The 15,042-nt window shown below is 67.0% G+C and carries 15 protein-coding genes; 4 read left to right on the forward strand and 11 right to left on the reverse strand.

Features of this window, described 5'->3' with window-relative positions:
* The first annotated feature begins 5 nt into the window (after nucleotides 1-5).
* From CCZ27_RS19355 to CCZ27_RS19365, 3 genes are all read left to right on the forward strand, one after another.
* A complete protein-coding gene (locus tag CCZ27_RS19355) occupies nucleotides 6-812 on the forward strand; it encodes an SDR family NAD(P)-dependent oxidoreductase (RefSeq protein ID WP_096450919.1) in 807 nt (268 codons plus the stop codon).
* 297 nt (nucleotides 813-1,109) lie between these two features.
* Nucleotides 1,110-1,703 (forward strand): DUF1134 domain-containing protein, encoded by a 594-nt coding sequence (locus CCZ27_RS19360; RefSeq protein ID WP_096452796.1) that lies wholly within the window; start codon nucleotides 1,110-1,112, stop codon nucleotides 1,701-1,703.
* 491 nt (nucleotides 1,704-2,194) lie between these two features.
* Nucleotides 2,195-4,288, forward strand: a complete 2,094-nt coding sequence (locus CCZ27_RS19365) for an NACHT domain-containing protein (protein WP_096450921.1) — start codon at nucleotides 2,195-2,197, stop codon at nucleotides 4,286-4,288.
* A gap of 395 nt (nucleotides 4,289-4,683) precedes the next feature.
* On the opposite strand, the gene CCZ27_RS19370 is transcribed toward CCZ27_RS19365, so the two are convergent.
* Nucleotides 4,684-5,640, reverse strand: a complete 957-nt coding sequence (locus tag CCZ27_RS19370) for an Acg family FMN-binding oxidoreductase (RefSeq protein WP_198363190.1) — start codon at nucleotides 5,638-5,640, stop codon at nucleotides 4,684-4,686.
* A 99-nt stretch (nucleotides 5,641-5,739) separates the two neighbouring features.
* The gene (locus tag CCZ27_RS19375) at nucleotides 5,740-6,642 is read right to left on the reverse strand and encodes a helix-turn-helix domain-containing protein (protein WP_157748639.1); all 903 of its coding nucleotides are present in this window, start codon (nucleotides 6,640-6,642) and stop codon (nucleotides 5,740-5,742) included.
* 199 nt (nucleotides 6,643-6,841) lie between these two features.
* Between CCZ27_RS19375 and CCZ27_RS19380 the strand changes: the two genes are divergently transcribed.
* Complete coding sequence (locus tag CCZ27_RS19380; protein ID WP_096450925.1) at nucleotides 6,842-7,603, forward strand: glucose 1-dehydrogenase; 762 nt, start codon at nucleotides 6,842-6,844, stop codon at nucleotides 7,601-7,603.
* A gap of 99 nt (nucleotides 7,604-7,702) precedes the next feature.
* On the opposite strand, the gene CCZ27_RS19385 is transcribed toward CCZ27_RS19380, so the two are convergent.
* The 9 genes from CCZ27_RS19385 to CCZ27_RS19425 all read right to left on the reverse strand — a co-directional run bounded on the left by CCZ27_RS19385 (nucleotide 7,703) and on the right by CCZ27_RS19425 (nucleotide 15,031).
* Nucleotides 7,703-8,470: a LamB/YcsF family protein gene (locus CCZ27_RS19385; RefSeq protein ID WP_096450927.1), complete on the reverse strand. Its 768-nt coding sequence runs from the start codon at nucleotides 8,468-8,470 to the stop codon at nucleotides 7,703-7,705.
* Nucleotides 8,471-8,489: 19 nt separating this feature from the next.
* A complete protein-coding gene (locus CCZ27_RS19390) occupies nucleotides 8,490-9,581 on the reverse strand; it encodes a 5-oxoprolinase subunit C family protein (RefSeq protein ID WP_096450929.1) in 1,092 nt (363 codons plus the stop codon).
* Entirely contained in the window at nucleotides 9,578-10,330 is a 753-nt protein-coding gene (pxpB, locus tag CCZ27_RS19395; protein ID WP_096450931.1) for a 5-oxoprolinase subunit PxpB, read from the reverse strand. Before pxpB ends, CCZ27_RS19390 begins: the two co-directional genes overlap by 4 nt.
* Nucleotides 10,331-10,339: 9 nt before the next feature.
* Entirely contained in the window at nucleotides 10,340-11,095 is a 756-nt protein-coding gene (locus CCZ27_RS19400; RefSeq protein WP_096450933.1) for a YfaP family protein, read from the reverse strand.
* Nucleotides 11,073-11,906, reverse strand: a complete 834-nt coding sequence (locus CCZ27_RS19405; protein WP_232516469.1) for a YfaP family protein — start codon at nucleotides 11,904-11,906, stop codon at nucleotides 11,073-11,075. Before CCZ27_RS19405 ends, CCZ27_RS19400 begins: the two co-directional genes overlap by 23 nt.
* 172 nt (nucleotides 11,907-12,078) lie before the next feature.
* Complete coding sequence (locus CCZ27_RS19410; RefSeq protein ID WP_157748640.1) at nucleotides 12,079-13,755, reverse strand: DUF2300 domain-containing protein; 1,677 nt, start codon at nucleotides 13,753-13,755, stop codon at nucleotides 12,079-12,081.
* A gap of 26 nt (nucleotides 13,756-13,781) precedes the next feature.
* Entirely contained in the window at nucleotides 13,782-14,339 is a 558-nt protein-coding gene (locus tag CCZ27_RS19415; protein ID WP_096450939.1) for a mechanosensitive ion channel family protein, read from the reverse strand.
* Nucleotides 14,340-14,393: 54 nt separating this feature from the next.
* Nucleotides 14,394-14,801 carry a type II toxin-antitoxin system tRNA(fMet)-specific endonuclease VapC gene (gene vapC, locus CCZ27_RS19420; protein ID WP_096450941.1) on the reverse strand — a complete coding sequence of 136 codons (408 nt, stop codon included), beginning with the start codon at nucleotides 14,799-14,801 and terminating at the stop codon, nucleotides 14,394-14,396.
* Complete coding sequence (locus tag CCZ27_RS19425; RefSeq protein ID WP_096450943.1) at nucleotides 14,801-15,031, reverse strand: antitoxin; 231 nt, start codon at nucleotides 15,029-15,031, stop codon at nucleotides 14,801-14,803. The genes vapC and CCZ27_RS19425 overlap by 1 nt, the downstream gene beginning before the upstream one ends.
* Between the last annotated feature and the right edge of the window lie 11 nt (nucleotides 15,032-15,042).

The following is a 15,042-nucleotide window of genomic DNA, read 5'->3' on the forward strand; positions in this document are numbered from 1 at the left end:
ACGCCATGAACCCGATCGAAACCCGTCTGATGGACCTCACCGGCCGCGTCGCGCTGGTCACCGGCGGCGCCTCCGGCATCGGCCGCGCCACCGCCCACGCGCTGGCCGCGCAGGGCGCCCGCGTCATCGTCGCCGACATCAACGAAACCGGCGGCTGGGAAACCGCCGACGCCATCGGCACGGCCGGCGGCTTCGTGCATCTGGACGTGACGGACGAGGCCGCCTGGTGCCGCGCGCTCGACTACGTCATCTCCACCGAAGGCCGGCTCGACATCCTCGCCAACGTCGCCGGCATCGGCCTCGGCGGCGACTTCGAGGACCTGGCGCTGGCCGACTGGAACCGCCTGATCGCGGTCAACGCCACCGGCCCCTTCCTCGGCTGCAAGCACGCCATCCGCGCCATGGCCGGCAGCGGCCGCCCCGGCGCCATCGTCAACGTCGGCTCCATCGCCGCCACCCACGCCGCGCCCGACCTCGCCGGCTACTGCGCCAGCAAGGGCGCGCTGCGCATGCTGAGCAAGTCGGTGGCGCTGTACTGCGCCCACAAGGGCTACCCGATCCGCTGCAACGCCATCCACCCCACCTACGTGGATAGCGAAATGCTGGACCCGATCGCGGCGCTGTACGGCAGCCGGGAGGCGATGGTGCAGGCGATGGCCAAGCTGGTGCCGGTGGGGAGGCTGGCAAAGCCGGCGGATATCGCGGCGGCGGTGGTGTTTCTGGCGTGCGATGCCGCGGGGATGGTGACCGGGACGGAGCTGTTCGTGGATGGCGGACAGACGGCGGGGATTGCGCCGTCGCATTTCGGGTGAGGCTGAAGAAAAGCCAGAAAGACCGGGCGCCTACATCCGCACGCAGGACCAGCATGCTTCCGGGCGACCGCAGGCGCCCCACCTCTTCAAGCGCCTTGGCGCCGGCTTGAATGACCGACTTCCACCCGGACAGGGGTGAGCTTTCGCCGTTTCCCGACGCTGCAGAAACATCCGGCCACATCCCCCGGCGAACACCGCGGGGCACGCCCGGTCGACTAAAAAAATACCGGCCATGCCTGAATCCGGCGACGGATCGGGCACCGGAAGCAGCCCGGTATGACAAACAAGGAGACGAGAATGCTGACGCACACGAACCACGTTCGGTCCGGTCATTCCTGGACCTTGGCACTACTGGCGGCGCTGAGCTTCGGCTTTGCAAGCCCCGCCCCAGCGGCGGATGACGACACAAGCACCTACGACAGGGACTCGGTCATCAAGGACGCCACCGAGTTCTTCGGCGAAATGACCGAGGGCCTCGCCAAGGTGATCGAGAAAGCCTTCAACGAGCAGGGGCGCCCCAACGGCTACATCAAGGGCGAGGAAATCGCCGGCGCCATAGGCGTCGGCCTGCGCTACGGCGACGGCACCCTGACGCTCAAGCAGGGCGGCTCGGCCAAGGTCTATTGGCAGGGCCCCTCGATCGGCTTCGACCTGGGCGCGAACGCCTCCAAGGTATTCATCCTGGTCTATAACCTGCCCAAGACGCAGGACATCTACCAGCGCTTCCCGGGCATCGATGGCAGCCTCTACTACGTGGCCGGCGCGGGCATCAACTACCAGCAACGCAACGACATCGTGCTGGCACCGATCCGCCTGGGTGTCGGGCTGCGCACCGGGGCGAGCGTTGGGTACATGCACTACACGCCGACTAAGACTTTGAATCCACTCTAGGGCGTGCTCCCGGTGGCTCCCTAGCGGTCGCGCCCTGGACCATCTCTGCAATCACGCCCGACAGACCGGGCATGGCCGTGGAGCATTGAGCTTTCGCATCGAGTGTCGGATTCTCGCCGGAACGGTCGTTTAGCTCCGACGGAGTGACTGACCGCGGTATGCGCTAGTACCGTCGCTTACTACGCTTCATGCCCGAACGATAGCTCTAACTCGGCTCGCGTCATAACGGACTGTCGGAACGCCACACAGGTCTGGCGCGAACTGGCGCTCTACCGCCCCAAGAGTAGCTATTGTAGCGCTCAGCACCATCTCACCCTTGCGACGCCTATCGCCGACGAGGGCATTTGTGCGGAGGAGCCAAGAAGTGCTACCGCTTGACATCTGCGAACCGCCAGACCTCAGGTCATTTGCATGATGGCCCGTTTCATCATAGAGTGCATGCCTTCATCAATAGCCCCTACTGATTGAACGGGGAATTCAAAAGGACAGAGATGGGCATTCCGATCATTGATTGGTTCGAAGATCCGATCAAATCATCAGTAAACTCGGTTTTTTCTGGGATTAATGCTCATTTTCAATCCCTGGATGTCATTAAGCAGTATCGCCTTTATCATTTCGAAATGCTTAAGCAGCAGGTAAGTGGCATTAAGATATTGGGGATGCAAAACCCGATGGATCTGAAAAATCTCTATTACCCCGCAAATGTATCGACCGATATACGCAGGCGGATTTATACTCCAGAATGGGCAACGTTAGACGGCTCAATTAGTACGGATTATGAAAATGCTGCAAATGAGCACATCGGAGGGGCAAGGTATTCGACCAAGGCCCATCGCGGAATGAATCGCAATAGGCAGATCGACAATGCGAAGACTCGTGAGCCGGGCGACGATTACATTGATAAAAATAACAGAGTCATCATCCTTGGTGGGCCAGGCGCGGGCAAAACAACGTTCCTAAAATTCATCGCACTGGCTTATTCAGATAGAGATATCTTCAAGAGAACAAATCTCAAGAAGACAACCCTTCCTATATATATCCATCTACCAAGTCTTGCACGGGAACCGGACAGCGTAATCGACTTTATATCTTCACCTCTCGTAAGCAGAACTGATGTTTATGCACATCAATTCTATAAGAGATTAATGGAGAAGGGGCTTTGTACAGTACTAATGGATTCATTGGATGAAGTTCCAACTGAAGCCAAACAAGCTCTAATCCAGAAAGTAAAATCGTTCGCAGCGCTTTTTCCTAAAGCTCGAATTGTAATCACTTGCCGAACAGCTGATTACGATCAAATATTCGAAGATTTTTCTGAGGTCGAGCTTGCTCGGCTATCCAAGGAAGCGGTTGAATCGATCGTTAGGGCGTGGTTCGGGAAAACGCATGAAAGAGCAGAAAAACTTATCTCGCTCTTAGAGAACGACGAGGCCGTGGCATCGCTCACTGAGACTCCATTGCTGTTAAGCCTTCTCTGCATCCAATTTAAGAACGACCTGGCGCTCCCGAAGAGAAAGACAGAGTTATACAGACGTTGTATTGATGCGCTACTCAGGGACTGGGACACAACTCGGGGATTTAGAAGAGATACTGCTTATTCTCAGCTCTCCGATGATCGTAAAGAGAAGATTTTCGAAGCATTGGCCGGTAGCGCCTGTAAGGAATACATAGACTACGAATTTCACGAGACTTTTATTTTGAGCGCCATTTCCAGTGAAATAGCTCGATTTTCCATGGATCCGAATGATGCAAAAGGCATTCTAACAGAGATCGAGAGCCATCATGGAATCGTAGAGAAGTGCTCGGCAGAAACCTACGAATTTAGCCATGCAACGATGCAGGAGTATTTTGCAGCAAAATACTTCGTCGCCAAGCGTAAGGAATTGGAGGTGCTTAAGAAGCACTATGATGATGAAGGTTGGCATAACGTCATTTTGTTCATGGCGTCGATGATGGATGACTCTTCGAGTATTCTGAATTTCCTTGCTGAAAGGTCTTCCACGGAAAAATTCCAGAACTATCCAGCGTTCGGACGGCGTCTCGCGCATTTGCTCTTGCTGTATCGGTGTATGGCTATGGGGGTTAATCTCTCGCCAGATCTGAGATCAAATATGTGCTCTCACTTAGTTCATAGCCAGATTAATATGATTCAGCAAATAAACAAAGACGGCGTTCTTCCGTACGCAGTACGACGGCCGAACGGGGTTCGGCAGGCGCTGTTTACGTACCGAAAGAGCCGGGAGTCGATCGATAGAATTTTGAAGCCCTATCGAAGCCTAATGAATGAAATTGTGCTGTCGCCCATTAAAGAGTACTCCGAAAAAGTTGTGGAAGCCATCCGTAGCATCAGCATGGAATCAGGCGACAGTTCTGAGCTTTACAAGAATCTCGGGCTTGCAACATGCTTGTTAGTACCTGTGTCAGCTGCTAAGCCTGAATTCTTCTTTGAACGGATGATGAATTATTCAGATCGATTATTGCAGAGAAGAACTGACTCGATTAGAGGGGTGCTGGTAGAATCAATAACTGCTCATCGTGCAATGTTTCCGAGACTCTTCGACGACGAGCGCACCGTTCGGGTTTAACGTCAGCGGAATTTCTCCGGAAACGCCGCAGTTCAGACGCGACAGCGCTGAACTGCGGCAGTAGCGCAGACTGCAGACATTCGGTCCGCCGAGGCCCACCACCCGGATTGGCCGAATAGGAGCCCCCCAGGCGAAACCCGCTGCATAACACCACGCGCACTTGGCGCATAGGGCTGGCTGTCGATGGGGAGTGATAAGCCATCGAGTTCGTTCGGATCGAAGCTCCCCGCCGTAGCGCAAACTTGCACCGCGTCGAGCCCAGTGAGCAGCGTCCAGCGCTTGGCCGACCGGAGCCAGCAGCAACCGATGATTCAGGCAGCACCAATGGCGTCGACGACCGCGAGCAAGCCGAAAAGCAGATCACCCCCTGTGTTTGCTCCCCGCAATAGGGCAGCTTACCCAGCCCCAAACTCGAGCACGGCCTCGACCGCCCGCCGCGAAGCAGCAGGCAGCACATCTCCCGAATACCCCCAACGAATCAACAACTGTGGATGCCCCGCAGTGCCCGCCACTGCCTGCAACCGCGGCCGCAAAACCGCCACCTGAATCGGCTGGTTCAGATAGGAAGCCTGCAGCCCAAGCTGGCAGCCCACCAACAAGGCACGCTGCAAGGCCTGCCCGGCGTTCAGCCAAGCCAGGGCATCATCCTGCACCGTGATCAGCACGCCAAGCCAGGGCGAGGCGGTGGCGAGTTGCTGGTCCTTGGCGGCCACGCCCTGGCCCAGGTCGAAGGTGCGCACGACGGCCTGGGCGATCGGTGCCGCCAGCGCCGGCACGGACAGGCCGTCGCCCGCGCGGCGCGGATGCATCCACATCGCCAGTTCCCTGCGCCAGCGCGGATCGTCCCACTGCAGGCGGTCGCCGTCGGCGACCAGCTCGGCCGCCTGTTGCCGGCTTTCGCCGGCCAGCGTCACCAGGGCCGCGCCTTCGGCAGCCACCGCCTGTTCGACTGCCCACATGACATCCTCGGGAACCGGGCGGTTCTCGAAAGCCTTGCGATAGGTCCGGCGCCGGCGCAGTGCCTCGGCCAGCGGTGCGAGCCCGGCTTCGGGGGCGCCATTCGCGATTTCGATGCGCGCCAGCCAGTCGGACCCGGGCCCTTCCGGCAGCAGATCGACCCGCGCGCCGAATCCGGCCGCCGCGGCCGCTACCCGTAACGACAGCAAGGCAGCGCCGCAACTCACCGTCAGTTCGCGGTCGAAGGGATCATTCACCGGCAGGGCGCGCGTGCGATCGGCCCACAGCTCGATTGCCGCGCCGTGCGCACGGAACAGCCAGGGTTGGGTGTTGTGGCTGGAAGGCGCGGCGCAGGCCTGTTCGACCAACGTCCTGATCGTCTCAGTAGGCAGCATGCTTTTTCTCCTTGCCGCAGGGCTATGCATAAGCGTAGCCGTCTGGCCGCCCAAGTGTCAGCAACTCGACGATCAGGGCATCGCTGCTGCGCCCGTCCCTCAGCCCCGATACCCCTTCGGACTCACCCCCGTCATCCGCCGGAACGTCGCCGAAAAGTGGCTCAGGTTCTTGAACCCGCAGCGCCGCGCGATCTCGGCCACCGGCAGGCCCTGATCCTCCCGCAGCAGCACCCGCGCCCGTTCCAGCCGCTGCGACAGCACGTAGTGGTAGGGCGTCTGCCCGACGGTGTCGCGGAAGGCGCGCAGGAAGTGGTCCTTGGAGATGCAGGCGAGGTCGGCGAGGTCCTGCAGGCAGATGTCTTCGTGCAGGCGTTCGTGGATCAGCGCGGTGATCTTCTTCAGCACGCTCTGGCGCAGCTGGCTGCCGTGGCCGCCGCGTACCAGCGCGCGTTCGGTATCCGCGCGGCGCTCGCGCGCGTAGCGGGTGACGAGGTGGCGCACCAGCAGGCTCTGGATCTGGTCGAGCACCAGCGTCTCCAGCCGGGTGCCGTGGCCGGCCGAAGGCGGCGCTTCGCTCGCCAGCATGCGGAAGAAACCGTCCAGCCAGGAATCATGCACCGCGAAGAAATCGTCGATGTCCGGACAGGACTCGCGCTCCAGCGTGTCGCGCGCGAAGGCATCCATCAGGGCTTGCGAGAGGTAGAGGTGGATGACCTGGGTGTTGCCGCCCAGCCGCCAGTCGGATTCGGAATCGCGCGGCATGAAGGTCACCGAGCCGACGCGCGAGCGAAAGCCGGTGACCACGCCCTGCTGCAGGCGCTCGACGTCGGTGTTGCCCGAAAGGTGATAGACCAGCACGTGCTCGGCGTTGCGGCGCAGCTGGGATTCGCCGGCAGGGTGGTTCCAGCGCGCGCCGAAGATGTCGCCGTTGTGGCCCTCCATCACGTAGTCCGGCGCAGAGGCGGTGGCGCGCGCGATGAGCTGCGGGGTCGATGAGAACACTCCCGTCATTGTCTCCTCCGTATGGGTACCGCTTTTGTTATGCAAGCCATTGTAGGCGCGCCGTTTTCCAATTACAGCGGGGGACTTTGCAGATATCGCTAAAGTTATCGGCCGCCGCTGCCCGCGGCGCGCCGGCCGGCTACAGTGCGCGGCACCCCCAAGGCCCGCGCGACGGGCCGTACAACGACAGGAGACACACATGCAAGGCATGCTCGAACAACGGGTGGTGATCGTCACCGGCGCCGGCTCCGGCATCGGCCGCGCGGCGGCCGAGGTGATGGCGCGCGAGGGCGCCATCGTGATCGCCAGCGATCTCAAACTCGACACGGTGGAAGAAACCGCCCACCGCATCACCGTGGCCGGCGGCCGCGCGGTCGCCACCCGCACCGACGTTTCCAGGCTGGAAGAACTGGATGCGCTGCATGATCTCGCCATCGCCGAGTTCGGCCGGCTCGACGGCGCCTTCAACAACGCCGGCATTCCGGGGCCGGGCGCGGCGCTCGCCGATCATGACGAGGCGGCCTTCGACGCGCTGATCGCCATCAACCTGAAGGCGGTGTGGTACGGCATGAAGCGCCAGATCGAGCTGATGCTGCCGCGCGGCGGCGGCGCCATCGTCAATACCGCGTCGGTCGGCGGCATCGTCGGCAAGCCGGGGCTGTCGGTCTATTGCGCCACCAAGCATGCCGTGATCGGCCTCACCAAGACGGCGGCGCTGGAATACGGCAGCCGCGGCGTGCGGGTGAATGCGGTGTGCCCGGGGGTGATCCGCACGCCGATGGTGGACCAGGTGATCGCCGGCCAGCCGGGCGCGGAAGCGGAATGGAGCAGGCTGCAGCCGATCGGCCGCATGGGCACGCCGGAGGAGCTGGCCGAGGCGGTGGCCTGGCTGATGTCGCCGCGCGCCTCGCTGGTGCACGGCCATGCGCTGGTGGCCGACGGCGGGCTGACCGTGGCCTGAGGCGGCAGGGCCTCAACGCGGCCGCACGGACAGGGGTATGGTGCCCCTCCTTTTCGCCCGGCAGGCGCCGGGCGTTTTTTCGTGGACGGGGCCGTCCCGTCAGGCCAGCATCTCCGGCAGAGGACGCAGTTCCCAGCCCGCCGCCAACAGCCTCGCCGCGAGCCGGCGCGCGCTCTCCACCGCGCCCGGCGTGTCGCCATGCACGCAGATGCTGTGCATCGGCGTCTTCATCACCTTGCCGCCCTGCGCGACGATACCGCCCACCGCCAGCATGCGCAGCACGTGGGCGACGATCTCGTCGTGGCCGTGGAGCACCGCACCCGGCTGGCTGCGCGGCACCAGGGTGGCGGCGTCGGTGTAGGCGCGGTCGGCGAAGATCTCGGCCGCCACCCGCAGCCCGGCGCGTTCGCCGGCGGCATGGAGTTCGGACAAGGCCGGCGCCAGCAGGATGAGTTCGCGGTCGACCGCGCGCACCGCGCGCGCCACGGTGTCGGCGAGCGCGGCATCCTCGCAGGCCTGGTTGTTGAGCGCGCCGTGCGGCTTGACGTGGCTGAGCCGGCCGCCCTCGGCCGCCGCCATGCCGGCCAGCGCGCCGACCTGGTAGATCACCGTCGCTTCCAGTTCGGCCGGCGCCATCGTCATCGGCCGCCGGCCGAAGCCTTCCAGGTCGGGGTAGGCGGGGTGGGCGCCAAGGCTGACGCCGGCGGCGAGCGCGGTGCGCACCGTGTCGCGCATCACCAGCGGATCGCCGGCATGGAAGCCGCAGGCGATGTTGGCCGAGCGCACCACCTGCAGCAGCGCCGCGTCCTCGCCCATCTTCCAGGCGCCGAAGGATTCGCCAAGGTCGGCGTTGAGGTTGATCTTCATGGCTGAGGCTCCGCAGGGTTCACGAGGATGCGCCGTCGGGCCCGTGTTCGACATCGGGCAAGGGCCGGTATTCGTCGGACAACGCATGCACCACGCCGCTCACCAGATTGCCGGCATAGAGCGCGGCGAGGTCCACGCCTTCGCCGCGTAGCGGCCGCACGCTCGCCAGCAGCGCGCGGGTCTCGGCCTCGGCGGCGCGGGCGAGGCGTTCGCCTTCGACGGCGTCGACCGCGGCGAAGCGCAGCACCTGGCCTGGCCGGCAGCCGGCCAGGCGGCCGAGGTCGGCGCTTATCACGGTGGCGATCTTGGGATAGCCGCCGGCGGTCTGGGCGTCGGCGAGCAGCACGATGGGCTGGCCGTTGCCCGGCACCTGGATCGCACCCGGCACGGTGGCGTCCGACACGATCTCGCGTGCGCCGGCGTGTTCCAGCACCGGGCCTTCCAGGCGCACGCCCATGCGGTCGGCCTCGGCGGTGACGCGGTATTCGGCTTCGACCAGCAGCGCGCGCGCCGCGTCGGTGAAATGGTCGGCCTGCGGCCCGGGCACGATGCGGATCGGTCCGCCATCGAGCGGCGGCGGCAGCGGCAGCACCCGTTCCGGCGCGCCGCTGGCGGCGGCGGCCGGCAGGCGCATGCCGGCGGCGAGCGCACGGCCGCTCAGGGCGCCGCCGAGGCCGCCCAGCCCGGCGCGGGCGTAGGTCGCCGCACTGCCCAGCACCACCGGCAGGGCCAGGCCTTCGACCGCCACCACCGCGATGCGGCCGGCGCCGAGCCGGCGCACCCGCAGCACCTCGCCGTCGGCCAGCGTGAGCGAGCGCCACGCCGCCAGCGGCACGCGTTCGCCGCCGCGCTCGACTTCCAGCGTGGCGTCGCCCGCCACCGCGACGCGCACCGCGCCGCCGCGCGCGGCGAGCTGCAGGCCGCCGTCGAAGCATTCGATCACCGGCGCCGCCTCGGCATTGCCGACCAGCACGTTGGCGATGCGCATCAGCCGGCTGTCGAGCACGCCCGCCCAGGGCACGCCGATGCGGCGCCAGCCCCGCCGGCCGCCGTCCTGCAGCGAAGCGTAGGCACCGGGCGCCAGCACTTCCAGGCGCACGCCGGCGCTCATCGCCCTGCTTCCACGGCCGGCTGCAGCCATTGCCGCGGATCGATCTCGCCGGCCTGCACGGCGGCGGCGAGGCGCTGGAATTCGGCCATCGGTATCGGTTCGAAGCGCACCCGGTCGCCCGCCGCCAGCAGCGCGGGCGCCACGCGCCGCACGTCGAACAGCTGCACCGGACAGCGCCCGAGCAGATGCCAGCCGCCGGGGCTTTCCCACGGGTAGATCGCGGTCAGCCCGGTGGCGATGGCCACGCTGCCGGCCGGCACGCGCAGCCGCGGTTCGGCGCGGCGCGGCAGGCGCAGGCGCTCCGGCAGGTCGCCCATGAAGGGGAAGCCGGGCAGGAAGCCGAGCATGTAGACCCGGTATTCGACGCCGCCGTGCAGCGCCACCACCTCGTCCGCGCTCGCGCCGATGGCGCGCGCCGTCCCGGCGAGGTCGGGCGCGGCATCGCCCTCGTAGCACACCGGCAGGCACCAGCGCCGGCCCGCGGGCGCACCGCCGCCCCCGGCCGCGTCGAACAGCGGCCGCAGCGCGGCGATCAGCGCCTCGCGCCCGGTCACCAATGGATCGAAGAACACGGTGAGCGAGCGGAAGGTGGGCATGGTCTCGATCAGGCCGGGCAGGCCGCCTTCGGCCTGCAGGCGGGCGATCGCCGCGTCGAGCGCATTCACCTCGGCCAGCAGGCGCGGATCGATGGCGTCGCCGAATTCGATGGTGAAGGCGGCATCGCCGGCATCGAGCAGGCGCGGCTTCACGATCCCGCCTCAGGGATAGACGAACTGGCGCACCAGCGTCAGCTCGCCCGCCGCCCGCATCGGCACCTCGAATTCCTGGCGGCGCTCGGACGGGGTGCCCTCGTTGGCGATCACCGCGATGCGGGCGGTGGTCAGCAGGTGTTCCTGGCCGCTGCCGTAGTAATTCACATAGACCTGGTAGGGCCCCTTGGCCGGCGCCGGCGCGGCGAAGATCTCCGGTCCGTAGCCGGTGGTGACGTCCACGTCGATGGCGCCGCTGCGGATCACGCGGTTGCCGTACCAGGCGTGCTCGCCGTCGGGCGTGACGACGTGCAGGTCGAGGTCGGTGCCGTCGGTGTCCCAGCTCAGCACCACCCGCAGCCGCGCCTGCGGCTGGCCGGCGGCGGTCTGGTAGAACTGCACGCGCTGCGCCGGGTGGCCTTCGCCGTCGCGGATCTCGACGCTGTTCGAGCCGGTGGCGAAGCTGTAGGCGCGGCCGTAGCGGCCCGCCTCGTCGGTTTCCAGCGGCATCGCGTTGCCGTTGACCACCAGCGTGGCCGGCCCCTTGCCGGCGCGCGCGATGCGGCCGCGGATCTGCGCCGCCTCGGGCACGCCGGCATCCAGACCGGGGCGCGAGGCCGGGTAGTTCACCGACTGGGTATAGGGGGCCTCGGCATCGCCCTGCCGCCAGCCGCCCACCGGCATCTCCAATTCGGCGAGCGCGCAGCCGGGCAGCGCGGCGAGCAGCAGCGCGCAGAAGGCATCAGAAGACGACGGCTTTGACATGGGTGAGATCGCCGATCTTGCGCAGCGGCACGACGAAGCTCTCGCGCCGCTCCTGCGGGGTGTTTTCATGGAAGACGAGGGTGATGCGGCAGGTGATGATCTTCTTCTGCCGTGTGCGCTCGTCGAAATGGTAGCCGGCGCTGCCGAAGTTGCCCCAGTAATTGACGTAGAGCTGATAGGGGCCGCGCAGCGGCGTGGTGATGGAGAACATCTCCGGCCCGGCGCCATCGACGCTGTCCACGTCCATGCCGCCGCCGTTGGTCAGCACCGGGTGCGCCCAGAAGGCGTGCTGGCCGTCGGGCGTGAGCACGTGCAGATCGACCTCCGCCTGATCGTCGTCCCAGGCCAGGATGGCGCGCAATTGGGCGCGGGGCCGCGCCGGGTTGGCCTCGTAGAACTGCAGACGCTGCAGCGACCGGCCGTCGGCGCTGCGGATCTCGACGCTGTTGGAGCCGGGACCGAAGGCGTAGGGGCGGGCAAAGCGGCCGTCGTCGCTGCTGTAGAGCGGCATCGGGTTGCCATTGACCACCAGCGTCGGCGGCGTGCGCGGCCTGCCGGCGGCATCGCGCGCGCGGTGCTCGGCCGCGAGCCGGCCGCGGATCAGCGTGCGCCCGGCCTGCGCGCCGCGGTCTATCGGCGAATAGGGGTAGGCCACCGCGCTGTCGCCGCTGCGGTCGGTGAAGCCGCCATGGTTCCAGCCACCGGCGGGCGCCTCCAGCGTGACCGGCTGCAGCGCCGCCGCCGGCAAGGCGGGCAGGAGCGCGCACAGCACCGCCAGACAGCATCGGACAGGGGTTCGAGCGGCAATCACCAGGGTTATCCTCCGGCGGCCGGGCGCGGCCGGCGTCATACGCGGATCGAATGGACGAGAGCGCGATTGTCCGGTTGCAGGCGGCAGCCGGCAAGCGCATGGATGACCAGCGCCTCGAAGCGTTTGAGCTTCACTCTCCCTCCCCTTGCAGGGGAGGAGCAAGACCGCCCGCTCACGGCACGCCATCCGCCAGCCGCCGCGCCCAACGTTCCACCAGCGCCTCGTCGCCGCTCGCCGGATGATGGCGCAGGCCGAGATGCAGGTATTCGTGGGCGAGGGTGATGCGGTCTTCCTGAATACGCAGCTCGCGCACGTGGATGCGGCCGCGGTCGAGTTCGGAAAAGGGCGTGCCCCAGGCCAACCGGCACACCCGCAACGACTCGGGCGGCGCGAAGCCGGGCAGCCCCGCGAGCAGCGGCTTCCAGCGCGGCGCCTGCGCCGCCAGCCAGCGCTCGGCGGCCTCGAAGCGCTCGCACGGCAGGCCGGCAGGGTCGCGCGCGGCCACCAGATCGGCCGCGGGAAAGGCGCGGCGCAGGATCGCGTCCCACGGTTCACCGGCGCGCCCGGCCGCCACCGCCTCGCGCCACACCAGCCGGTCCGACCCCGGCGTGTCGAGGTGATAGCCGACCGGCGCGCCACGCAGCACCAGCTCGGTAGTGAAGCCGGCCGCCGCCAGCGCCGCGGCCGACGGCGGGTTGGGCGACACCCGCTGGGTGCGGCTGCTGTCGGCGATCGCCAGGCAGTTGCCGCGGCGCGCCGCCTCATTGAACAGATAGCTGCGCGCCACCACCGCCAGCGCCCGCGCGGCTTCGGCCTCGCCGGCATCGGCCTCGCGGTCGAGCACACGGGCGACGTAGTCATCCACGCCGAAGCGGCCCTGCAGCCGCGGCACCGCGCCGTCGAGGCTCAGGCGCAACTCGCCGCCGGCCCGGAAAGGCAGGCTCACCCCATTGTCGAACACCGCCACATGGCGCCCGCGCAGCAGGCCGGCGCGTGCCGGCCGCCCGTCCGGGCCATCGACCCGCCGCAGCGGATAGCGGCTGAAGAAATCCACCTCGACACAGCCCGGCGCAGTGCCAACGCTGGCGCCGCCACCCTGCGGCAGCGCCGCCGCCAGCGCCGCGCCGTAACGCGCCAGCACCTGCTGGCCGGTGCCCTCGGCGCCGAACCACAGCGGCGTGCCGTCCGCCAGCCAGCCCGCGCCGCCGCCGTAGCGTTCGCGCGTGCCCGGCCGATACCACGAGAAGGTCTTGACCCGCAGCCGGCCGCCCAGCGCGCGCACCGCGCCGGGGTCGCCGCCGGGCGCGAAGGCGCGCGCCAGCAGCACGCCCGCGGCCTGCTCGCGGGCGCGCGGCGGCACCGCTTCGAGCGCGGCGATCACGTCCGCCGGGCCCACCGCGGTGTCCGGCCCCATCGCCGCCAGGTCCGCCAGCCAGGGCAGGCCGCGCGCCCGGTCCGTCCAGAAGGTGCGCCAGTCGGCCGCGGCGATGCCCAGCCGCGCGGGGTCGAAGAACAGGCCGCAGGACGACACCAGCGCCGCGTCGCGGCCGATGCTGCCGCCCGGCTCGCAGCAGTAGCTCTCCTCCTCGCGCAACCGGCTGCCGCCGCGGCAGACGTAGTCCGGCGCCGGCGCGCCGTTCTCCACCAGCCAGGCGAACACGAAGAGCTTCCACAGGCTGCCGAGCGGCACCGCCGCGGGCGGCTGCGAGCGCGGCAGCGGCCGGCCCTCCGCATCGACGCTGCGCTGGACGAGCGCGCCACTGGCCGGATCGCGGAAGGCGAGGTCGAGCGCGGGAGCCGCCTGCGCGCAGGCGCCGATCAGCGCCCAGGCCGCGAATGCACAGCACATCCAGCGCCGGCCCGGCCGCGGCGCCCTCACGCCGGCGGCGCCCCGCGCCAGCAGCGGATGGTGCGCTGGAAGAAGAGGCTGTTGGGCACCTGCAGCACCGTGTCGCCCTGGCCGGCGGCGGCTTCCTGCAAGGTGGTGTAGATCAGGTTGATGTCCACCACCCGTCCCTTCAGCCCCGGCTTCTCGCCGTTCTCCAGCACCTCGATGTGGTCGTAGAGGCGGAACGGCCGGGTGGTGAAGATCAGGAACGTGCAGAAGATGTTGGACAGCACGCTCCAGGCCGCGAAGAAGGCCACCGCCGCCACCGCGGCGAAGCCGGTGAAGGCGGTCCACAGCACCGTGCCGGAAACGCCGAAGCGGTCGAGGACCAGCAGCAGGGCGCCGGACCCGACCACGAAGCTGATCATCCGCCGGCCGCCGACCACCAGCTCCGGCGGCAGGCTGTAGCGCTCGCCGAGGCGACGGATGAGACGGCGCAACAGCAGGCGCAGCAGCACCGCGCCGAGCACGATCAGCGCGATCTGCAGGCCGAGGGTGATGAATTCGAGCCAGGGGAGGGCCCATGCGGGCAGGAGTTCTTTCATGGGTATCGGTACGTCCATTCAACGCCACGGCGTGGCGCGGTGCCGGCCATGACCTCAGGCGGCCCAGTTCTCCACCTGCAATCCTTCGACGCGGCGGAACTCGCGCTCGTCGTTGGTCACGAGTGTCCAGCCTTCGGCGCGGGCATGGGCAGCGAGCCAGAGATCGTTGTTGCCGATCGGCTGGCCGCCTTTCTGCAACGCAGCGCGAATCTGCCCGTAATGCACCCCTGCGGCCTCGGGAAGGTCCGCCACCCGGATCACCGAGTTCAGGCGTGCGATCGTCTCCAGGGCCCGCTCCCGCGCCTGGCTCTTCTCGGCGCCGAACAGCAGTTCGCCCAGGGTGACGACCGACATCACCAGTTCATCGGCAGCGTGGCGCGCGAAACGTTCGCGCACGGCAGGCGGATTGTGCTTGGCGATGTAGATACAGATGTTGGTGTCGAGCAGATAGCGCACGGCCATCACAGGCTCTCCCGCTCCTGCGGCGGCGTGTCCTCGCGGCCTTCGGCGAGGAAATCGCCGGGCAGGCCGGCAAGGGCGTCGAAGATGGCCGCGGCGCTGGCCGGCCTTGGCCGCAGGACCACCTCGTCGCCACGGCGGAAAATCTCCACCTGGTCCACGTCGAAACGGAATTCCTTGGGCAGGCGGACGGCCTGGCTGTTACCGGAACGGAAGATGCGGGCATAAGCCATCGTGTCACCTC

The sequence above is a fragment of the Thauera sp. K11 genome, assembly GCF_002354895.1.
GTDB lineage: Bacteria > Pseudomonadota > Gammaproteobacteria > Burkholderiales > Rhodocyclaceae > Thauera > Thauera sinica.